This is a genomic window from Paenibacillus sp. FSL P2-0121 (assembly GCF_037975345.1).
Classification (GTDB): domain Bacteria; phylum Bacillota; class Bacilli; order Paenibacillales; family Paenibacillaceae; genus Paenibacillus_AQ; species Paenibacillus_AQ odorifer.
The window spans coordinates 178,456-200,582 of record NZ_CP150245.1; the positions used below are offsets into that span (position 1 = coordinate 178,456).

General features: G+C 44.9%; 19 protein-coding genes, 1 tRNA gene and 1 other RNA gene. 19 read left to right on the top strand and 2 right to left on the bottom strand.

Features of this window, described 5'->3' with window-relative positions; translation table 11 throughout:
* Nucleotides 1–3: 3 nt before the first annotated feature.
* The 7 genes from rapZ (at nucleotide 4) to MKY54_RS00900 (ending at nucleotide 6,152) form a co-directional block, all read left to right on the top strand.
* The gene (gene rapZ / locus MKY54_RS00870; protein WP_076126855.1) at nucleotides 4–903 is read left to right on the top strand and encodes an RNase adapter RapZ; all 900 of its coding nucleotides are present in this window, start codon (nucleotides 4–6) and stop codon (nucleotides 901–903) included.
* A 54-nt stretch (nucleotides 904–957) separates the two neighbouring features.
* Nucleotides 958–1,905: a YvcK family protein gene (locus MKY54_RS00875; RefSeq protein WP_169744815.1), complete on the top strand. Its 948-nt coding sequence runs from the start codon at nucleotides 958–960 to the stop codon at nucleotides 1,903–1,905.
* Between the two features lie 45 nt (nucleotides 1,906–1,950).
* Nucleotides 1,951–2,880 carry a DNA-binding protein WhiA gene (gene whiA, locus MKY54_RS00880; RefSeq protein ID WP_036687104.1) on the top strand — a complete coding sequence of 310 codons (930 nt, stop codon included), beginning with the start codon at nucleotides 1,951–1,953 and terminating at the stop codon, nucleotides 2,878–2,880.
* Nucleotides 2,881–2,977: 97 nt separating this feature from the next.
* Nucleotides 2,978–3,247: an HPr family phosphocarrier protein gene (locus MKY54_RS00885; protein ID WP_036687106.1), complete on the top strand. Its 270-nt coding sequence runs from the start codon at nucleotides 2,978–2,980 to the stop codon at nucleotides 3,245–3,247.
* Nucleotides 3,248–3,416: 169 nt separating this feature from the next.
* Nucleotides 3,417–4,172 (top strand): SIMPL domain-containing protein, encoded by a 756-nt coding sequence (locus tag MKY54_RS00890; protein WP_076126857.1) that lies wholly within the window; start codon nucleotides 3,417–3,419, stop codon nucleotides 4,170–4,172.
* A 126-nt stretch (nucleotides 4,173–4,298) separates the two neighbouring features.
* Complete coding sequence (locus MKY54_RS00895) at nucleotides 4,299–5,402, top strand: DUF4163 domain-containing protein (RefSeq protein ID WP_339189104.1); 1,104 nt, start codon at nucleotides 4,299–4,301, stop codon at nucleotides 5,400–5,402.
* Between the two features lie 111 nt (nucleotides 5,403–5,513).
* Entirely contained in the window at nucleotides 5,514–6,152 is a 639-nt protein-coding gene (locus tag MKY54_RS00900) for a GDSL-type esterase/lipase family protein (RefSeq protein ID WP_076126860.1), read from the top strand.
* A gap of 89 nt (nucleotides 6,153–6,241) precedes the next feature.
* On the opposite strand, the gene clpP is transcribed toward MKY54_RS00900, so the two are convergent.
* Nucleotides 6,242–6,838, bottom strand: a complete 597-nt coding sequence (gene clpP / locus MKY54_RS00905) for an ATP-dependent Clp endopeptidase proteolytic subunit ClpP (RefSeq protein WP_036687113.1) — start codon at nucleotides 6,836–6,838, stop codon at nucleotides 6,242–6,244.
* 194 nt (nucleotides 6,839–7,032) lie between these two features.
* Nucleotides 7,033–7,107: transfer RNA gene (locus MKY54_RS00910), tRNA-Arg, on the bottom strand.
* Between the two features lie 268 nt (nucleotides 7,108–7,375).
* Here MKY54_RS00910 and MKY54_RS00915 point away from each other — a divergent pair.
* The 12 genes from MKY54_RS00915 to MKY54_RS00970 all read left to right on the top strand — a co-directional run bounded on the left by MKY54_RS00915 (nucleotide 7,376) and on the right by MKY54_RS00970 (nucleotide 21,453).
* Nucleotides 7,376–8,428, top strand: coding sequence for a sugar-binding domain-containing protein (locus tag MKY54_RS00915; RefSeq protein WP_076126862.1), 1,053 nt, complete (start codon nucleotides 7,376–7,378; stop codon nucleotides 8,426–8,428).
* Nucleotides 8,429–8,541: 113 nt separating this feature from the next.
* A complete protein-coding gene (gene gap, locus MKY54_RS00920) occupies nucleotides 8,542–9,552 on the top strand; it encodes a type I glyceraldehyde-3-phosphate dehydrogenase (protein ID WP_036687120.1) in 1,011 nt (336 codons plus the stop codon).
* A gap of 116 nt (nucleotides 9,553–9,668) precedes the next feature.
* Complete coding sequence (locus MKY54_RS00925; protein ID WP_036687122.1) at nucleotides 9,669–10,850, top strand: phosphoglycerate kinase; 1,182 nt, start codon at nucleotides 9,669–9,671, stop codon at nucleotides 10,848–10,850.
* Between the two features lie 26 nt (nucleotides 10,851–10,876).
* Nucleotides 10,877–11,629, top strand: a complete 753-nt coding sequence (gene tpiA, locus MKY54_RS00930) for a triose-phosphate isomerase (protein WP_036687124.1) — start codon at nucleotides 10,877–10,879, stop codon at nucleotides 11,627–11,629.
* A 1-nt stretch (nucleotide 11,630) separates the two neighbouring features.
* Nucleotides 11,631–13,175 carry a 2,3-bisphosphoglycerate-independent phosphoglycerate mutase gene (gene gpmI, locus MKY54_RS00935; protein ID WP_339189106.1) on the top strand — a complete coding sequence of 515 codons (1,545 nt, stop codon included), beginning with the start codon at nucleotides 11,631–11,633 and terminating at the stop codon, nucleotides 13,173–13,175.
* Nucleotides 13,176–13,248: 73 nt separating this feature from the next.
* Entirely contained in the window at nucleotides 13,249–14,535 is a 1,287-nt protein-coding gene (eno, locus tag MKY54_RS00940; RefSeq protein WP_036687130.1) for a phosphopyruvate hydratase, read from the top strand.
* A 231-nt stretch (nucleotides 14,536–14,766) separates the two neighbouring features.
* Nucleotides 14,767–15,000, top strand: a complete 234-nt coding sequence (secG, locus tag MKY54_RS00945) for a preprotein translocase subunit SecG (protein WP_076126868.1) — start codon at nucleotides 14,767–14,769, stop codon at nucleotides 14,998–15,000.
* Nucleotides 15,001–15,354: 354 nt separating this feature from the next.
* A complete protein-coding gene (gene rnr / locus MKY54_RS00950) occupies nucleotides 15,355–18,222 on the top strand; it encodes a ribonuclease R (protein WP_076308747.1) in 2,868 nt (955 codons plus the stop codon).
* Between the two features lie 756 nt (nucleotides 18,223–18,978).
* The gene (gene smpB / locus MKY54_RS00955; RefSeq protein ID WP_036687155.1) at nucleotides 18,979–19,458 is read left to right on the top strand and encodes an SsrA-binding protein SmpB; all 480 of its coding nucleotides are present in this window, start codon (nucleotides 18,979–18,981) and stop codon (nucleotides 19,456–19,458) included.
* A 201-nt stretch (nucleotides 19,459–19,659) separates the two neighbouring features.
* Nucleotides 19,660–20,024, top strand: a transfer-messenger RNA (tmRNA) gene (gene ssrA, locus MKY54_RS00960).
* Between the two features lie 296 nt (nucleotides 20,025–20,320).
* Nucleotides 20,321–20,683 (top strand): hypothetical protein, encoded by a 363-nt coding sequence (locus tag MKY54_RS00965; RefSeq protein WP_339189108.1) that lies wholly within the window; start codon nucleotides 20,321–20,323, stop codon nucleotides 20,681–20,683.
* A gap of 404 nt (nucleotides 20,684–21,087) precedes the next feature.
* Complete coding sequence (locus tag MKY54_RS00970) at nucleotides 21,088–21,453, top strand: hypothetical protein (protein WP_076126891.1); 366 nt, start codon at nucleotides 21,088–21,090, stop codon at nucleotides 21,451–21,453.
* The last annotated feature ends 674 nt before the right edge of the window (nucleotides 21,454–22,127 follow it).

Genomic DNA, 22,127 nt, shown 5'->3' on the forward strand with positions numbered 1-22,127 from the left:
TTTATGACCGAATTGGACAATACCCCAACGGCTGGAGCCACCCTGATTATTATTACGGGAATGTCAGGTGCGGGGAAGACAATTGCTGTACAAAGTCTGGAAGACCTAGGGTTCTTCTGTGTCGATAATTTACCACCGGTGCTGATTCCCAAGTTCGCAGAGCTAATTGAACAGTCGAAGGGTAAGATTGCCAAGGTAGCCCTTGTAATTGACCTGCGTGGTCGAGAATTCTTCACTGCTTTGTCTGAGTCTCTTGCCTATATCAAGGATGAGTCAACCATTGGCTGTGAGATCTTGTTTTTGGATGCTACAGATTCAGTACTTGTTCAGCGTTACAAGGAAAGTCGACGTCATCATCCATTAGCACCTAAGGGGCTGCCGCTTGATGGTATCAAGCTAGAACGTAAAATGCTTGAAGAATTGAAAAATTCAGCTACGTTATGTTTAGATACCAGCAGTATGAAGCCCGTGCAGCTTAAGGAGAAGATCGTTTCACGGTTTTCGCATCTAGGAAAAAGTACGCTTTCCGTCAATATTACATCCTTCGGATTTAAGTACGGTATCCCTATTGATGCAGATCTTGTCTTTGATGTCCGCTTCTTGCCTAACCCACATTATGTGGACCATCTGCGGCCTAAAACCGGCCAGGACAGTGAAGTCTACGATTATGTAATGAAGTGGCCTGAAACACAGGTGTTCCTGACCAAACTGCTCGATATGCTTCATTTTCTAATTCCGCAATATCGCAAGGAAGGTAAGTCCCAGATTATCATTGGCATTGGCTGTACGGGAGGTAAACACCGTTCCGTAGCCATATCTGAGTATTTGGGTAAAATGCTGGGCGTTAGCGAGACGGAATCCGTAACCGTTAGTCATAGGGATTCCGAGCGTGATCGGCACTAGAGAGAAGGGGTCATAGTGGCTGAAGAACAAAGACAGCGTCCACGTATCGTCGTTATGGGCGGTGGCACGGGGTTATCTGTTATGCTTCGTGGTTTAAAAGAGAAGCCATTAGATATTACTGCTATTGTTACCGTTGCCGATGATGGGGGAAGCTCAGGTATTTTGCGCAGTGAACTGCAAATGCCTCCTCCTGGGGACATCCGCAACGTATTGACAGCTATGGCTGATGTTGAGCCGCTCATGGCAGAGATTATGAGATACCGTTTCAACACGGGTGAGGGACTAGCTGGTCATAGTCTCGGCAACTTGATTCTTGCTGCGCTCACGGATATATCCGGCGATTTCGTTACAGCTGTACGGGAGCTCAGTCGATTATTCGCTGTTCGCGGCCGGGTATTGCCTGCGGCCGGTGAAGCTGTAATCCTGCATGCAGAAATGTCGGACGGCACGATTATCACGGGGGAGTCCAAAATCCCTGAAGCTGGCGGGATCATCAGACGAGTGTCCTTGGAGCCGCCAGATGTAGAACCGTTGCCCGAAGCGCTTGAGGCGATTCGGAATGCAGACGCGATCCTGCTGGGTCCTGGCAGTCTGTATACGAGCATTCTTCCCAACCTGCTTGTTCCGAAACTGGCAGAAGCGGTTGTATCTTCGAATGCTATCAAAATTTTCGTCTGCAACGTAATGACTCAGCCGGGTGAAACGGATAACTATACCGTCAGCGATCATCTTCAAGCTGTATATGATCATATCGGGATCGATTTATTCGATTATGTTATTGTTAATGACGGTGAGATTCCGGAACAGGTCCAGACGAAGTACGCCGAGAAGGGCGCGCGCCCGGTGCAGCTTGATAAAGAAGCGCTGGATGGCAATGGATACAAGGTTATAGCCGATAAACTGGTTTTATTCCGAACTTATTTGAGACATGATACCGATAAGCTTAGTCATCACATTTATCAGCTTGTGCAGGATTGGATAAACAGAAACCCTAGGGTATAACTTATAGATGAGAACGAAGTACTTATCAAGAAAGAGGTGAGACCCTTGTCTTTTGCGGCCCTTACCAAAAAAGAGCTGACGATGGTGGAGAGTGAACCCTGCTGCGAGAAGGCGGAAATGTCAGCGCTTATCCGTATGAATGGATCTGTGCAGCTTTCAAGCAAAAAGGTTATTCTCGACATTTCGACGGAGAACGCCGCGATTGCAAGGCGGGTATATTCTTTACTTAAGAAATATTACCAGGTCCATATTGAGCTACTCGTGCGTAAAAAAATGCGTTTGAAGAAAAATAACGTCTATATCGTCAGAATCCCAAACCGTGTACAAGAGATCCTAAAGGATCTTAGAATTGTGTCGGAAGGATTTATTTTTACCGATGGTATTGATGATGAGATTGTTGGGAATAACTGCTGCAAGCGTGCTTATTTGCGCGGTGCCTTTCTGGCTGGCGGATCGGTTAATAATCCGGAAGGCTCCTCCTACCATTTGGAGATTTCCTCGATGTATGAGGAACATTGTAAAGCATTAGTGGATCTGGCTGGGGAATTCCACCTAAACGCACGCTGTATTGAACGTAAAAAAGGGTTCATTCTTTACATTAAAGAAGGCGAGAAGATTATTGAATTCTTAAGTTTGATTGGAGCGCATCAGGCGCTGTTCAAATTTGAGGATGTAAGAATTATGCGCGATATGCGTAATTCCGTGAATCGGATCGTGAACTGCGAGACCGCAAATCTCAACAAAACAATAAGTGCTGCGGTGCGGCAGATTGAGAATATCAAGCTGTTGCAGCGAGAAATGGGACTGGAGAATTTGCCGGATAAACTGCGTGAAGTAGCAGAAATTCGAATGGCGCATCCAGATATCAACCTCAAGGAGGTTGGTGAAATGCTCAAAGGTACAGTCAGTAAGTCGGGAGTAAATCATCGGCTTCGTAAGATTGATGAGCTGGCGGACAAGGTTCGAGGCGGCTAATTACTTTTTTTCTAGTGTGGTTTACGTTATAATGATATAATAATATAAAATTAATGTGAAACTTTTGGGGAGAACTCAATTAGGGGGTAAGCGTTTCATGACAAAGCACCCGGTAGTTGTTCGGTTGAAGACAGGGCTTCATGCCCGACCGGCAGCATTGTTTGTGCAAGAAGCTAACAAGTTTTCGTCGGAGATTTTCGTGGAAAAAGATGATAAAAAAGTAAATGCTAAAAGTATTATGGGGATTATGAGCCTCGCTATCAGTTCCGGCACGGAGATTTACATTAGCGCGGACGGTGCGGATGCCGATCAAGCTGTAAACGCTTTGACAAGTCTGGTCAGCAAAGAAGAGCTTGAGAACCAATAATAGGAAGACAACATCGTTTCTGCTAGGAAGACTTTATTTATCGCATGACCAAAAGCCCTTCGGGGCTTTTTTTAATACCAAAAAATAGATGGAGAACGTGCAACATTTACCAAAATGACTCGTCTAGAGGATAATAACAAATCACAAGAAATGAAAGGGGCTGGCAAATATGAAAGGTTTATTGAAGAAAATTGGTTCAGTGATGATCGTAGGGAGTTTGTTAATTGGAGGGATCAGCATGAGTGGTGTTTTCCAAGGTCCTGCAAAGGCTTACGCAGATGAAGTGCAGAAAAATGTCGTTAGTGTAGTAGGTAAAGGCGAATTGTCCCTCAAGCCGGATATCGTATACTTGTCCATCGGTGTGGATACTACAGCCACAACTGCGCAAGAAGCGCAGAAGACCAATGCCGCTAAAATTCAGAAGATTATGACTTTACTGAAGAATACTTGGAAAATTGCAGATAAAGATATTCAAAGCACGCAGTTTTATGTGCAACCCAATTATAGTTACAGCGAAAAAGAAGGACAGCAAGTGAAGGGGTACAACGCCAATCATACGCTGTTAGTGTCTTATAGAGATCTGACCAAGGTTGGTGAATTGCTGGACGCTGCATCTGCGGCAGGGGCGAATAATATCGGAAATGCACGTTTTTCTGTGGAAGATACTTCTGCATTTGAAGCTCAGGTGATTGAAAAAGCGATGGCGAATGCAGATGTTAAAGCAGGGGCTATTGCTAAGGCAGCTAAACGCAGCTTGGGTCAAGTGATCACGGTCAGCCAAAATGATGGCGATATCACTCCGGTTTATTTTGAACAGAATCTAAAAATGAATATGGCTGCAGCAGATGCTGGTGCAAGCACATCCGTGCAACCCGGAGTAGTTAAAGTTACAACTCAGCTGAGCGTAATGTATGAATTGAAATAGTATCAGAACAAGGTGAATGCAGAGAGGAGAGGTGTCTTCCACTAGTAATAGTGGGGGGGCGCCTCTTTTTTTGTGTAAGTTCTCTACGATTCTGTTTAATAAATTGGAAAGGAGAGGAAAAATAAGATGATGAATATTATTTCAAAAGAATCAGCGCGCAAATGGGGCATAGGTCTGATGTCAGCAGGTTTATTGTTTGTTGGAGGCCTACTGCCCAGCGAAACGGGTTATGCAGCAGCTAGTAAAACGGAGAATAAAGCTATTGATTCGCGTATCGTTTTAAAGGCAAACGGGATAAATTCGTTGCAGGAAGGTATTTTGAAGGAAGGACTGGCCTGGATTCCCCTAACTTTTATGCGAGATGTGTTGGGATTACCGCTTGTGTATGATAAGAAGGAAAATGCGTACATGATTGGAAAAGGATCGACCAAGGCCAAGTTGATGTTATCCAGCTACGGTACTTCTGTGTGGGTGAACAACTATTTCATTCGAGAGTATGAAGGGAAGTTAATTAATAATCGCCTCTATGTTCCATCAGGATTGTTAAATGATTATATGGGTTATAAGGTAGATTGGAGTCGGGCCGCCAGTAGGCTGAATGTGGTGAACAGACCGCAGAACGCGCTGACGGTAACCACGGAAACTTATGCTAAAGATCGGGCAGAAGCTTTTATTCAGCTTGATTATCCGAAGATCAGTGGATTGGGCAACTCCAGTGCGCAACAAGCTATTAATAATACTTTGAAGGAAAGTGTTATGAAATTCGCGGCGGGTGCAGAACAGGATATCTCCGATCGAGATGGAGCAGAGCCCAAATACACCTATGATTCAGGTTATGTAGTGACCTACAATCAGAATGGTGTGATCAGCATAGTGATGCATCAGTATAGTGATACGGGCGGCGCCCATGGAATGACTAACCGTGAAGCCTTCACCTTCTCGCTTAAGGATGGTAAACGTCTACTGTTGGGCGACCTGTTTGGAGCTAATCCAAACTACAAAAAACAGCTGAATGCAAAGCTGAGCAAGCTGCTGAAGGCAGAGGATAGTTATTTGGGAGGATTCAACGGATTGAATACGGAGAAATATTTCTATCTGAAGGACGACAAGGTTGTTCTGTTCTTCCAATTATATGAGTACACAGCGTATGCTGCAGGCTTCCCTGAGTATACTTTTAGTTTCAAAGAGCTTTTGCCGGATGGCAGTAGCCCGTTTGCCGGCATGAAATAAATGGAAACTCTTCGTCTCCGCTAATGTCGGCACAAGACATCTCCCCCTTACCAGAGTTGTCTCTTGTTCATATGCTAAAGGGAGTAACTAGTTTATGAACGGGGGAGAGCTATGGGCTACCAATATACTGCAATTGGCGATTCCTTGACGACTGGATTTGGTGCTCTGCCAGGTAACGGTTTTGTTCCGGTGTACCGTAGAATGGCAGAAGGGAGACTGCGGACTACTGTAGCCTCTACGAATTTAGGCGTGAACGGAATGACTACTTCAGAGCTGGAGCAGCGGCTGCGCGGAAATTCCATGATGCGTGAAGCCGTTCGAGAAGCCGATATCATCACTGTGTCTATCGGTGGTAATGATTTGATTCACGCGGCCAAATCAGCAGCAAGACAGCAAGGCAACTTATCCGCAGAACTGCGCAGATCGCTTCAGGAATGCAAACAAAATTTCTCTGCAATTATGAATATCCTTATACAATTGAAGGCGAGGACGCGTAGACCTTTTATCATTAGAATTGTGGGATTATATAACCCCTATCCTCAGGTGGTTGGTGCGACAGAGTGGGTCAGGCAGTTTAATCAATACGCAGCACAGTACAGCAGCCGAGTATGTGGATTTGCTTCGATTTACAGTGAGTTCGCAGGAAATGAGAGAGGGCTGTTATCCATTGATCATTTGCATCCGAATGGCCGGGGTTATCGCGTAATTGCCGAGAAGCTGGATGCGCTAGGTTATGGCGGGCTGGCTTAATTGGATTTAGGTCTTCTATAAAATATAAAGAGGCTGTGCCCTATCCGTTATGGTTAGAGCACAGCCTCTTTATATTTTTACTTTATAGCTTACACACCGCTAGGCAATGTCTTCTCGATTACTTTATCTACGATACCGTATTCAGCCGCGTCTGCAGCAGTCATGAAGTAGTCGCGATCTGTATCCTTCTCAATACGTTCTAGAGGTTGACCCGTACGTTCTGCTAGAATACGGTTCAGCTTATCGCGCAATTTAAGGATGCGGCGGGCACGGATTTCAATGTCCGTTGCTTGACCTTGAGCACCACCCAGAGGCTGGTGGATCATGATCTCGCTGTTAGGCAGTGCGAAGCGTTTGCCTTTGGCGCCAGCGTTTAGCAGGAAAGCTCCCATGGAAGCTGCCATACCCACACAGATGGTGGAAACGTCTGGTTTAATGTACTGCATTGTATCAAAAATAGCCATACCTGCAGTAATGGAACCGCCTGGGCTATTCACGTAAAGGTGAATGTCCTTGTCAGGATCTTCGGCAGCCAAGAACAGCATTTGTGCGATGATAGAATTGGCTACCACGTCATTAACCTCCGTTCCAAGGAAAATGATGCGGTCCTTCAGCAGGCGGGAATAGATGTCATAAGCGCGCTCGCCGCGGTTGCTCTGTTCTACTACCATAGGAATATAACTCACGTGGAAAACCTCCTTGATATTGGTTCTTCAAATGTATTCATTTTTACTCTTGCCGTATTACCCACATGATAAACAAATTCAAACAAAAAGTCAAAGAAAGTCAAACTTATATTCAAAAAAAAGAGCCGACAAGCGGCTCTTTGGTTAAGTAGTAGTATAGGCACTACTAAATTATGTGCAAAAAATGAAATTAATGGCGCGCCCGCCAAGAATCGAACTTGGATCTCAGGCTTCGGAGGCCTACGTCATATCCATTGGACCACGGGCGCAACAAAAATGATTATAATACAATTTTTACACAATTGCAATGTAATATTAATACTGGACAAGCGCTCTAGGGACAGGCATCGGGCGTTATATCTTTTTCTGACCTTATTAATGTATAAGAAGACAAGCCCTTGAGAATTCTACTCTCGGAAGACTTGCGCTTCGAGCAATATTTGGTTAGAATATGGGTGGGACTTAAAAAGTTTACCCGGGACGTTTTGAGACCATGAACAAGGGAATAGAGGAAGACGAAGTTGCAGGAGTGAAAGTATGCGTAATTTATTAGATATCCAAAAGCAGCTTCTGCCTGATCTCATGGAAACCCTTAAGAGACGGTACACGATTCTTCATCAGATCATGCTGTCCGATATTATTGGGCGCAGAACGCTAGCCGCTTCGCTAGATATGACTGAGCGGGTACTGCGTGCCGAGACGGATCTTCTGAAATCGCAAGGGCTTATTGAGATCGAGAGTGTTGGCATGCGCATTAGCGCTGCTGGACGTAGACTGCTTGATTTGCTAGAGCCGGTTGTTAAGAGCCTATTTGGTCTGGATGAGCTGGAAGAGAAAATTCGAGCAACGTATGGTCTGGATAAAGTTATTGTAGTACCGGGTGATTGTGAGTCATCGCCGTTCACCAAACGAGAGCTTGGCCGAGCGGGTGCGAAAGCGCTGCTGAGTATACTTCGCGCAGATGATACAGTTGCCGTCACAGGTGGATCGACGCTTGCCGATATGGCTGATCAACTGGCACCGCCGTTGTCCCTTTCCTATAAGAACGCTTGGTTTGTTCCGGCGCGTGGAGGATTAGGAGAGAGTATGGAGATTCAAGCCAACACGATTGCCTCAACCATGGCAAAGCGGGTTGGAGCCAACTACCGGTTGTTGCATGTCCCTGATTTGCTTAGCGGGGATGCATACCAATCGCTGGCACTTGACTCTAATATTGGAGAGATTGTACAAACCATCCGTAGTTCGCGTATTATTGTACATGGGATTGGGGATGCCATTGAAATGACCCGCCGCCGCAAACTGGACGAGGCTACAGTCTCGGAAATCCAGGGTGAAGGGGCAGTGGCCGAATCTTTTGGCTATTATTTCAATGAAGAGGGTCAGGTTGTCCATACCATGCTTACGATGGGTCTACGTCTAGAAGATATTATCCGGACAGAGAAAGTCATCGGTATTGCAGGAGGCAAACCCAAGGCCAAAGCCATTCATGCCATGCTGCGTTTCGGGCAGGAGAATATTCTCGTCACGGACGAGGCTGCTGCAGTAGAAATAGGCAAGGAAATTGACAATCAACTACAGCTATCTTCGTAGTTTTTAGATTGCAGGCAATAACATACTTCTTGCATCATACTTAACATTGTTGTCATGACAGACCTCACCGTCTGTTTTGAATAAATAAAACGAATTCTAGGAGGAACTATTCAATGAGTGTAAAAGTTGGAATTAACGGTTTTGGACGTATTGGACGCCTTGCTTTCCGCCGTATTCAAAATGTAGAAGGTATCGAAGTGGTAGCAATCAACGACTTGACTGACGCTAAGATGCTTGCTCATTTGCTTAAATATGATACAACTCAAGGTAAATTCCAAGGTGATGTTGAAGTGCATGATGGCTTCTTCAAAGTCAATGGTAAAGAAGTTAAGGTTCTTGCTAACCGCAACCCTGAAGAATTGCCATGGGGCGACCTAGGCGTTGATATCGTACTTGAGTGCACAGGTTTCTTCACAACTAAAGAAGCAGCTGAAAAACACTTGAAAGGTGGAGCTAAGAAAGTAGTTATCTCCGCTCCAGCTACTGGCGACATGAAAACTGTCGTTTACAACGTTAACGATGACATTCTTGATGGTACTGAGACTGTTATTTCCGGCGCATCTTGCACAACTAACTGCCTAGCTCCTATGGCAAAAGTACTGAACGACAAGTTCGGTATCGTTGAAGGCTTGATGACTACAATTCATGCTTACACTGGCGACCAAAACACTTTGGATGCTCCACATGCTAAAGGTGACTTCAGACGCGCTCGTGCAGCAGCTGAGAACATCATTCCTAACACTACTGGTGCTGCTAAAGCAATCGGTCTGGTTATTCCAGAACTTAAAGGTAAATTGGATGGTGCAGCTCAACGTGTTCCAGTTGCAACTGGTTCCCTGACTGAGCTTGTAACTGTTCTTGATAAGAGCGTTACTGTTGAAGAAATCAACGCAGCAATGAAAGCAGCTTCCGATCCAGACACTTATGGTTACACTGAAGATGAAATCGTATCTTCCGACATCAAAGGTATGACTTTCGGATCCCTGTTCGATGCTACACAAACTAAAGTATTGACTGTTGGCGACAAACAACTGGTTAAAACTGTTGCTTGGTATGACAATGAAATGTCCTACACTGCACAATTGGTTCGTACTTTGGAGAAATTCGCTAAAATCGCTAAGTAATTGACTTGATATAAGCAACATCTATAGAGCGGAAACAGAAATTCCTTGTTTCCGCTCTTTCTAAATGTATTTCTTGTTTCCTGCTAGAAACAATTTTGGGTGTGGAGGAATTAATCATGAACAAAAAAAGCGTCCGTGATGTAGAAGTAAAGGGTAAGCGCGTATTTGTACGCGTGGATTTCAACGTACCTGTAGAAGACGGTAAAATTACTGATGATACTCGTATTCGCGAAACACTTCCAACCATTAAATATTTGATCGAGAACGGTGCAAAGATCATTCTTGCGAGTCATATGGGTCGTCCTAAAGGCGAATTCGTAGATTCCATGCGTTTGACTACTGCTGCTGAACGTCTGTCCGAGCTCCTTGGCAAACCAGTAGCTAAAGCTGACGAAGCAATTGGCGAAGCTGTAAAAGCAAAAATCGCTGAGCTAGGCGAAGGCGACGTACTTGTACTTGAGAATGTTCGTTTCTACCCAGGTGAAGAGAAAAACGATCCTGAACTGGCTAAACAATTCGCTGAATTGGCTGATTTGTTTGTTAATGATGCGTTTGGTGCGGCTCACCGTGCACATGCATCGACAGAAGGTATCGCTCATTTCCTACCAGCTGTATCCGGTCTTTTGATGGAGAAAGAATTGTCTGTTCTTGGTAAAGCTCTTTCTAACCCAGAACGTCCTTTCACTGCGATCATCGGTGGTTCGAAAGTTAAAGACAAGATTGATGTTATTGATAACTTGTTGTCTTTGGCTGATAACGTCCTGATCGGCGGTGGGTTGTCTTATACATTCACTAAAGCACAAGGCTTTGAAATCGGTAAATCACTAGTAGACAACGACAAACTTGACGTTGCTCTTGGATTCATCGAAAAAGCAAAAGCACTTGGTAAAAACTTCATGCTTCCTGTTGATGTTGTTGTTGCTGATAAATTTGGTGCTGACGCTAACACTAAGATCGTTGATTACAATGAAATCCCAGAAGGTTGGGAAGGACTTGATATCGGACCTAAGACTCGTGAACTTTATGCCGATATTATCAAGAACTCCAAGCTGGTTGTCTGGAATGGACCTATGGGCGTATTCGAAATCGATAAATTCGCTGAAGGTACACTTGCAGTAGCAAAAGCTTGTGCAACTACTGAAGGTTACACTGTTATTGGTGGCGGAGATTCCGCAGCAGCAGCAGAGAAATTCCACCTGGCTGATCAAATGGATCATATCTCCACTGGTGGCGGTGCATCCCTTGAGTTCATGGAAGGCAAGGCGCTTCCTGGCGTAGAAGCACTGAACGATAAGTAAGACCTAAGAAGGAGGCAACATAAGTCATGAGAACACCTATTATTGCAGGTAACTGGAAAATGTTCAAAACAGTTCCTGAAGCAGAAAGCTTTATTGCTGAAATTAAAGGCAAAGCAGAAGTAGAAGGCGTTGAGACTGTAATCTGCGCTCCATTTACTAACCTGCCTGCACTTGTAGCAGCTGCAAAAGGTACTAACATCAAGATTGGTGCACAAAACCTACACTTTGAAGATAACGGTGCTTACACAGGCGAGATCAGTGGTGTAATGCTAAGTGATCTTGGTGTGGACTATGTTATCATTGGCCACTCTGAGCGTCGTGCTTATTTTGGCGAAACGGATGAAATCGTGAATAAGAAAATGCATGCTGCATTCCGTCACGGAATTACTCCTATCGTATGTGTCGGCGAAAAGCTCGAAGAGCGTGAAGCCGATCAAACTAAAGCAGTATGTAAAGTACAAACTGAAGCTGCATTCCAAGGTCTTAGTGCCGAGCAAGCAGCAAAAGTTGTTATTGCATACGAACCTATCTGGGCTATTGGCACAGGTAAATCTTCCACTTCCCAAGATGCTAACGAAGTTATTGCTTACATCCGCAGTCTTGTAAAAGATCTGTATGATGCAGCAACAGCTGAAGCTGTTCGTATTCAATACGGCGGCAGCGTGAAGCCTGAGAATGTAACTGAGTACATGGGCCAAAGCGACATCGATGGTGCGCTTGTTGGCGGTGCCAGCTTACAACCGGATTCCTTCGTTCAATTGGTTGAGGGGGCGAAGTAAGATGTCAGCTCCAAAACCCGTAGCTTTGATCATCATGGATGGTTTTGGTTTGCGTGGAACGACAGAAGGTAATGCCGTTGCTCAAGCCAACAAACCTAACTATGACCGTTACCTGAAACAATATCCTAACACTACACTCACTGCTTGCGGTGAAGCTGTAGGCCTTCCGGCAGGCCAAATGGGCAACTCCGAAGTAGGGCATTTGAATATTGGTGCAGGCCGGATCGTTTATCAGGATTTGACTCGTATTGATAAATCGATCCGCGAGGGCGAGTTCTTCGATAACGAAACCCTGGTTAGCGCAGTTAGAAATGCTAAGAACACTGGCAAAAAGCTTCACCTTTACGCGCTTGTATCCGACGGAGGGGTACATAGCCATATTAACCACTTGTTTGCTATGCTTGACCTGGCTAAAAAAGAAGATATGCATGAAGTGTATATCCATGCTTTTATGGACGGTCGTGACGTAGCTCCTGATAGTGGGAAGAAGTTTGTCCAAGATCTAGTAGCTAAAATCGAAGAGGTTGGCGTGGGTACAATTGCAACGGTGTCCGGACGTTATTACGCAATGGATCGTGATAAACGTTGGGAACGTGTAGAGAAAGCCTACCGTGCTATGGTTTATGGTGAAGGCCCTAAATACACGGATGCTGTGCAAGCCATCACTTCATCTTATGAAAACTCGGTATTTGATGAATTTGTTGAACCTAGTGTAATTGTAGACAGTGAAGGCAAACCTGTAACGGCAGTAGAGAGCGGCGATTCCGTCGTGTTCCTCAACTTCCGTCCTGACCGTGCTATTCAATTGTCACAAGTGTTCACGAATCAAGATTTCCGCGGTTTCGACCGTGGTCCTTTGTTCCCGCAAAACCTGCACTTCGTATGCCTAACTACTTTCAGCGAAACGGTACAAGGTTATGTAGCCTATTCACCGAAGAACCTGGATAACACATTGGGTGAAGTGCTTGTTCAACAAAACAAGAAGCAACTGCGCATCGCGGAAACTGAGAAATATCCGCATGTAACCTTCTTCTTCAGCGGTGGACGTGACGAGGAGCTTCCTGGTGAAACCCGGATCTTAATCAACTCTCCTAAAGTGGCAACCTATGATCTTCAACCTGAGATGAGCGCATACGAAGTGGCTGCAGCCTGCGTAGCGGAAATCGAAGCGGAAAGACAGGATGCTATCATTCTTAACTTTGCCAATCCTGATATGGTTGGACACTCCGGCATGCTGGAACCAACAATCAAGGCTGTAGAAGTGACGGATGAGTGTGTAGGTAAAGTAGTGGATGCGGTTGTTGCCAAAGGTGGCGTTGCCATTATTATCGCTGACCATGGTAATGCAGATATGGTATTTGACGAGAACGGTCGCCCGTTCACAGCTCATACAACCAATCCTGTTCCGTTCATCGTGACTACTGAGAATGTTGTATTGCGTGAATCCGGTATTCTTGCAGACGTAGCACCAACAATCCTAGATTTGATGAGACTTCCGCAACCTGCGGAAATGACCGGACAATCCATGATTGCTAGCCGTAAGTAAGGTAAGGTATAACGCCTTTGATTTTAAGCTATACAAGTAAGACCAAAACAATGTTAAAAGGAGATTAACTTACATGACTATTATTTCTGATGTATATGCTCGCGAAGTCCTTGACTCCCGTGGTAACCCTACTGTAGAGGTTGACGTTTATCTGGAATCCGGTGCTAAAGGCCGCGCTATCGTTCCTTCCGGCGCTTCCACTGGTGCTCACGAAGCTGTAGAACTTCGTGATGGCGACAAATCCCGTTACATGGGTAAAGGCGTTCTGAAAGCTGTTGAGAACGTAAATGAAATCATCGCTCCAGAAGTTATCGGTATGGACGCTCTTGACCAAGTGGGCATCGACAAATTGATGATTACTTTGGACGGAACTCCTAACAAAGGTAAATTGGGCGCTAACGCAATCCTAGCTGTATCCATGGCAGTAGCTCGTGCAGCTGCAGCAGCTTTGGATATTCCTTTGTACGTATACCTGGGCGGATTCAACGCTAAAACTCTTCCAGTACCAATGATGAATATCATCAATGGTGGTGAGCATGCGGACAACAACATCGACGTTCAAGAGTTCATGGTTCTTCCTGTAGGAGCTCCAAGCTTCAAAGAAGCTCTTCGCACAGGTGCTGAAATCTTCCACAACTTGAAATCCGTACTTCAATCCAAAGGCCTGAACACAGCTGTAGGTGACGAAGGTGGTTTCGCACCGAACCTTGGTTCGAATGAAGAAGCAATCACTACAATCATCGAAGCTATTGAAAAAGCTGGTTACAAACCAGGTGTTGACGTATTCTTGGGTATGGACGTTGCTTCCACTGAGTTCTACAAAGACGGTAAATACACCCTTGCTGGCGAAGGTAAATCTTACACTTCCGCTGAGTATGTTGACCTTCTTGCTTCATGGGTTGAAAAATATCCTATCATCACAATCGAAGACGGTATGTCCGAAGACGACTGGGATGGCTGGAAATTGCTTACTGAAAAATTGGGCGACAAAGTCCAATTGGTTGGTGACGACTTGTTCGTAACTAACACTGAGCGTCTTGCAACAGGGATCGAAAAAGGTATCGGTAACTCCATCTTGGTTAAGGTTAACCAAATTGGTACATTGACTGAAACTTTTGATGCTATCGAAATGGCTAAACGTGCTGGTTACACAGCAGTTATCTCCCACCGTTCCGGTGAATCCGAAGATAGCACAATCGCTGATATCGCTGTTGCGACTAATGCTGGTCAAATCAAAACAGGTGCTCCTTCCCGTACAGACCGTGTTGCTAAATACAACCAATTGCTTCGCATCGAAGATGAGTTGGGTGAATTGGCTCAATACAACGGCCTGAAATCCTTCTACAACCTTAAAAGATAATCTGCCTTTATAGCAGACTTCGAAGACCCGCCGTTATGGCGGGTCTTTTTTATGATTTGAAGAAGATAGACTTTAATAGGTTTGTCCTTATCTTGCAAGAAAAGCTACGACTTAACAGTCTAAGCTGTTGTATTACCGACAGCGCTATGATAAAATAAGAATACTGTTTATGTATCGTGATAACCTAAATTACCATAGATAGTGATGCTTAGGCGTAGGAGGTGGAAGTGAATGGATATCTTTTTGAAAGTTGTGCTCCTGATTTTTTCCGTCGGTCTTATTGCGGTCGTTCTTCTGCAAAAGGGGAAAAGCGCGGGTCTTTCCGGTGCCATCTCTGGCGGTGCTGAGCATCTCTTTGGTAAAACAAAAGCTCGTGGTATGGAGCTTGTACTACAACGTGTAACTGTTGGACTTGCTGCTGGTTTCTTCATCATGGCGATTCTAGCTGCTATTCTAATCGACTAAAAGATCTACCGTAAGCCCTCGCTCTGTTCTAAATGGAATAGAGCGGAGGCTTTTTTGTTATATTAAAAGGAGTTAAAAAGCACCTAAGGGTGCTTTTCTTTTCATATTCGCAAAGAAAAAGGCTGGATCGATAGGAAGTAAATCTGAAATTGGCATGGATGTATTTCAGCAGTTAAAGGAAATTTTGTACTGTGTTAACCTTTGGATGACAGTAACAGGGATGCGCAGGATTGATTTCGTGTATACTAGGGTATGAAGTAGTAAAGGTAAAATTTACTTGGCATTACTGCAGGGCAGGACAAGATATACATATTTGCCAGCGGCTTGAAGCCGCGGAGGGCTGGGGTGACGAACATGATAACACAAGAAATATTACTCGATTTCATGCGGGAAACTGCATATAAACCAATGACTTATGAAGAGCTGGTGAGTCATTTTGCTCTAGAGGATAGTGAAGGGTTTAAAAAGTTCGAGGAGCTGCTGATTGAATTAGAGCAGGATGGAAGAATTGTATTGACCCGTACTGCACGTTATGGCGTGCCAGAACGGATGGATTTACTGCGTGGACGTTTACAAGCACATGCGAAGGGTTTTGCTTTTTTAATCCCGGATGATCGTGATCATCCTGACGTATATATCCATGCAAATGATCTTAAGGGAGCTATGAATGGCGATATCGTTCTGATTCGTATTACCTCTAAAAGTCCGTCCGGCGGACGTATGGAAGGCGAAGTAGTACGTATTGTAAAACGTGGCGTGTTGCAGACGGTAGGTGTTTTTCAGAACCTGGAGACCTATGGTTTTGTGCTGCCTGATGATAAGCGGATTAATCGTGATATTTTTATTCCGAAGCAATCCTTTAAAGGTGCTGTAGATGGTCAAAAGGTCGTTGTGCGTATTGTGAGTTATCCGGAAGGCCGAGCAGCGGCAGAGGGTGAAATTATTGAAATTCTCGGACATAAGGATGATCCGGGTGTTGATATTCTTTCCATTATCCGCAAACATCAATTGCCTGAAGCATTTCCAGCTGAAGTGATGGATGAAGCCGATAGTGCTCCTGATTCAATTACAGAAGAGGAGATTGCGGAGCAAGGAAGACGCGACCTGCGCGGACTGAACATTGTTACGATTGATGGCGAAGATGCTAAGGATTTGGATGATGCGGTAAACGTACAGCGCTTGGAGAATGGACATTACAAGCTGGGCGTCCATATAGCAGACGTAGGTTATTATGTGCGTGAAGGCTCTGAGCTGGATAAAGAAGCCTATGACCGCGGTTGTAGTGTGTATTTGGTAGACCGGGTTATTCCGATGCTGCCGCACCGTCTATCGAACGGGATTTGCAGCTTGAATCCACAGGTAGACCGGTTAACAATGTCCTGTGAAATGGAATTTAACGAGCAAATGAAGGTTGTGAAGCACGATGTCTTTACGAGCGTGATTCGCACCAAAGAGAGAATGACTTACTCCAATGTTCGTAAAATTCTCGAAGACGAAGATCCAGAGCTGCTGGAACGTTATAGTCCACTAATTGACGATTTCCGCCTCATGAAGGAATTGGCGATGAAGCTGCGCGATGCGCGGATGCGCCGGGGTGCGGTTGATTTTGATTTTGAAGAGAGCAAAATCATCGTGGATGAGAACGGCAAGGCTGTAGATATCGTGAAGCGTGAACGTTCTGTCGCGGAACAGATTATCGAGGAGTTCATGCTGGCAGCGAATGAAACAGTTGCTGAGCATTTTCACTGGTTGAAGGTTCCGTTCCTTTACCGGATTCACGAAGATCCAGACCCAGAGAAGCTGCAGAATTTCATGGCTTTTGCGGCCAATTTCGGATATCACGTCAAGGGTCGTGGCAATTCGGTTCATCCACGTGCTTTGCAGGATTTGTTGGAGCAAATCCAAGGCACAAAGGAGCAGACGGTCATCAGTACGATGATGTTGCGTTCTATGAAGCAGGCAAAGTATGATGCGGAGAGCACGGGCCATTTCGGACTGGCTGCGGAATACTATTCTCACTTCACTTCTCCGATTCGCCGGTACCCCGATCTGGTCATTCACCGCGTAATGCGTGAAGTGATTGAGAATGGAGGGGCACTGACCCAGAAACGGCATGATTATTTGTCTAGCCGGATGCCTGACATTGCTCAGCAGTCTTCGGAACGCGAGCGTGTGGCGGTAGAAGCTGAGCGCGATACGGAGCAACTGAAGAAAGCAGAATACATGCAGGATAAAGTAGGCGAGGAATTCGAGGCTATGGTCAGCAGTGTGACCAGCTTCGGAATGTTCATCGAGCTGGATAATACCGTCGAAGGTCTTATTCGTCTCAGTGCAATGAGCGACGATTATTATCACTTCGACGAAGGTCATATGGCGCTCATTGGCGAGCGCACATCGCGTGTGTTCCGCATTGGTGACGAGGTGAAGATCCGAGTCGCCAAAGTAAATATGGATGACCACACGATCGATTTCGAGTTGGTCGACATGAAGCCACGCGCGCCAGGCGAGCACCGCGGCGGTGGTTTTGCAGGCGGCCGCGGAGGCAAGGGCGGCCGTTCGGGCGGCGGCTTCATTAAGCCGGCCGGGGCCAAAGGCGCCGCGGGCAAGGGACGCGGCGGTAAAGGCAAGCCCGGCGGCGCTGCTGCAGGCGCGGGCAAGGGCAAGCCGGGCGCAGCTGTGCGCGCCGGTGAAGGGACGCGCGAAGCGGCCGGTGTTGGCGCAGCGGGCGGCCGCGGTAAGCGGAAGCGCGGGCGCGAGGCCGGCGAGGATGCGAGCCGGGTAGTTGCTGCGCCGGGCGCAGAGCGCGGAGGCGAAGCCGGCGGCAACGCAGGCGCGCCGCGTGAGAGCAGCGGCGGGCGAGGCCGCGGAGGAGACACCGGCGGTGCCGGTGGTGGACGCGGCATCAGCTTCGGCTTTGGCTCAGGCAAAGGCGGATACGGCGCTCCTGCGTCCGACTCCTCCGGCGGCGAAGCGCGGGGCGTGGACGGCAGCACGAAGTTCCGCAGCCGCGAGGATCGCGGGGGGAACTTTGGCGGTGGAGAAGGCCGTAACGGCGCTCCTACAGGCAAAGGCCGCCGCAAAAAGAAAACCAAAGGCGGCGTGTTCATCGGCCAGTCCGTTACACCAGGCAACGTAGAGACTTCTGAGCAAGTCACTTCTAAACGAAGTGACAATAATGGCGGCGCTCCAGAAGGAGCACCACGTAAGCGTAAAAAGAAATAAATGACGGTTATGCGTTGCGTAACTCTATAACGATACTAAGCACCGTCCCTCTTGGGGCGGTGCTTTTTAACTAATCATCAACTTGGTTAATTGCACTATGTGCAGTTAAATTTGGGTTATGTAGTAAAAGTGGCAGTTAGTTGCATTTTGTACATCTAAATCTGATGAGTTACCTCTAATTGGTTTGATTTCGCTTTTTTAGCTGCAGAAAGTGCAACTAATTAGTTTTTTGGCGGTGATAAGGCTTAAATAGTTGCACGAAATACATTTATATAGAAAAACGTAGGTGATAGCAAAGTGGATAGGTAGAGGATAGGTGCAGTATAGGATAGGCACAGTATAGGTAAAAGCGGCACTATTTGAATAGGCGTCGAATAGATGTATATCCAAGTAGGGGGAAGCGGATAATTGAGAACAATAGGTAATAAGTAAATAGGGTAAATGGATATAGATATGTAAGAGATTAGTGGATAACTATCTGTTAATTAAGGCGCACAAGCAAAAGGCTAACCTCGCTATTTTCTAAAAACTCCAGATCAACTCAGCTTAATGTTTTTTTGTAACAAATGCTAGATATTGGGTAATGTTACTGACAACTATATGACAAATTAGGTGAGGTATATTTGGTTGAAGGTTCCTTGCGCTCACTTGATTCCATTTGTTACAATATAGATCAGACGTTCGATGGCTGTGTCGTTTAAGATTAGACAGACATGGTTATTTTAACTTATGAATATGATTCAAGGAGTGATTCTCATGGGTAAAAAAGCAGACGGGAAAGTACTCGCCCAGAACAAGAAAGCTTCCCATGATTATTTTATCGAGGATACTTATGAAGCTGGCTTGGTGCTGACGGGTACAGAGATCAAGTCGCTGCGTAATGGCCGCGCTAATATTGGAGATGCTTTTGCTACGATTCGCAATGGTGAGATTCAGATTCACAACATGCATATCAGCCCTTTTGAACAAGGTAACCGTGCCAATCCTACTGATCCCACACGCACACGTAAATTGTTAATGCATAAGGAGCAAATTCATAAACTGCTGGGCTTGTCCAAGCGAGATGGATTTACGATTGTGCCACTTAAGATTTATGTGCGGAATGGCTATGCGAAGCTGCTGATTGGTCTTGGTAAAGGTAAAAAAGAGTATGACAAACGTGACTCGGCTGCCAAGCGAGATGCTCAACGTGATATCCAGCGTGTACTGCGTGATAAGCAAAAGATCGCCAGATAATCTGGGAGAACTAGACGATTCAAAGGAGTTCCAGTTTCAACCTTCAATTCCTTTAACCCACGTGTTAAAGTGTTGATAAATGTGCTATACTGAGTAAGTAAGTTAGTTATTGCTTCGTTACAGTTTTCTTGAATAAGAAGCTGTAGATTGGATCTCTCTTGCTTGGAAGATCCGCTTGATCCGAAGCGCCCTTTTTAATGAGGGGCCGTTCTTGGATTCGACGGGGGTAGTTCGAGCATGAGTAGCGAGTAGTGGGGACGCGTCCGCTTCATCAACGCTAAAGCCTATTAAACGGCAAACAACAAAACAACTACGCTTTCGCAGCCTAAGAAACTGTGTGCGTGCTTCTACTCTGCATCGCCCATGTGACAGGGATAGGGGCTAACAAATAGTGGGATACGCTGTCTCATCTCCGCCTGCGGTGAGCTGAAGAAGACAATCAGGCTGACCCAACGTATAGCCGGTTACGGGGCGATACTCGGGTGACATCAAAACTGTGACTACACTCGTAGAAGCTTATGTGCCGTTATCTTCGGACAGGGGTTCGACTCCCCTCGGCTCCATATGGAGTATTAGAAAAAGCGACCTTAGGGGTCGCTTTTTTGTATCCTCATAATTAAAGTTAGGCAATGTTTTTTAATGATTTCAGCCAATTCCTCAAATGTGTACTTGTGGTTTATCATGTCTACTATGAGGTCTTCGGAATGTTTGGTATGCATTTTATAAACTAGAAAAGATTTCTCTACCACCACGAATACCGTCCGCATGAGGATGGTTCCCATACTATTGTTAACGATACCCTTTTGCAAAGTTTCTTTGTTATAATTATTATAATAATCTCTTCATTGGCTGGTGATTATGAATGAGTGAAAAATTTTGGTTAGTAGTACAGTATCCTCTAAAAAGTGAAAAAGGAAGCCAACGTGATAACTGGTTAAGAGATAAAGTAATAGAATACCTGGACATATCTCTAATAGATGCTAACTTAGGTTGTGTTGATGGCTTTGATATGGGCAAATGCATTTCCGACCCAAAAAAATATGCTCTTAATATATTTTGTATCATTACGGAAGAAGAACGTAGTATAGCCTTGATAAAGAGAGTGTTAAAAGATAGCAGGTTTGATTATACTCGTATTAAAATTGCTACAATGCCCTATGGAAAAGAAGAAACATATAGTCTTAAATTTTCCTATAAAAAGGGTGTTACCGATTTTTCGCTATAGCACAGTTTTGACTTTAGAATTACAACTACACCGTAAACAATTTTCTGGTGGGAGTCATGAATTTTGTGACATCAAAACTGTAATTACACTCATAGAAGCTTATGTACCGTTATCTTCGGTCAGGGTTCGACTCCCCTCAGTCCCATAAGAAAACCCGCTGAAATAGCGGTTTTTTTGCTGTTTAGTGATTGAATTGTAGACGAATGCAGACAAGGAATTATGGGGAACTAAAAGTATTTATTTTTGTAGACATGTTGTCTACACCTAAAATTAGATCATTCACTTTGAAGTTAATATTTAGTGGCACATTTTCCGAAACTACATCTATAAGAGCTCGAACTGATATAAGATTAGATTATGGCATTAAGCACTTAAAAGCAAAAATATTCGGGGGAATTACTATTATGAGTTTCACTATTGATTATGTTAAAAATAAAAACAGAATTATTGTAACATCGGACGGTATGGAAGTTGAGGATGCCTTTGCGTACGCAGAACAATTTCCGAAGATACTGAAGAAAACTAAGCGAGGGTTTACAGGTATGACTGTAATCACTGGTGGTCTGGTATTTAAGCAAGAGGTGATGGCAATTCTTGCTCCAACTGGTGAAGATGCTGTGAAAGCTGGAATGTCCACAAAACACAAATGGGTGTATGTTGCGCCTACGGCGTTCTACAAAACGCAAATGAATCGTATGTTTAAAGATATTGCAAACTTGTACGAATCGATAGAAGAAGCTGAAGCGTATCTTGATTCCGCAGGGAATTAGCAACTTCTAAAAATTAAAAGGATCCAGCCATCATCTGTAGCGCCAAAGGTACTTTCTGCGTATTGAAGAAGCACTGTGAAAAACCGATATATTCAGGATTAACTTATATAAATGGATCACTATACTAAGGAGTTATTCCTATGACCAGTCTCCTTAATCAGAATGACTTATCAAATATTGGTTAGAATGCTTCTAGGATGACATCAAAACTGTAAGTAGACTCGTAGAAGCTTATGTGTCATTATCTTCGAACAGGGGTTCGACTCCCCTCGGCTCCATTTGAAAGACCCGCTGATTGATATTATCCCCTTCAAGTAGACACTCAAAAAAACCTTCATGTTATCATGTAGGCTTGAGTGCCACTTGGAGGGGATATTTTTTATGGCTAAAAAAGGTCAAACATTTCAGAAGTATACAGAGGAATTCAAATTAAAGGCGGTCAGAGCGTATTAAGAGGGTTCATCGAGCTATAAGGAGGTAGCTGAACGAGAAGGGATACGTAACTGTTCTCAACTGATTGAACACACATGAGGCCAGTTTTTTCGTTCTCTAAAGTATACCTAAATAGGATGAATAATAACTGGTTAAATTTACAAATTTGTCATGTGACAATAGTGATGACAGCAGTAACTATTCTCTCAAATGCTGGAATTATATAATGGATAGATTACATA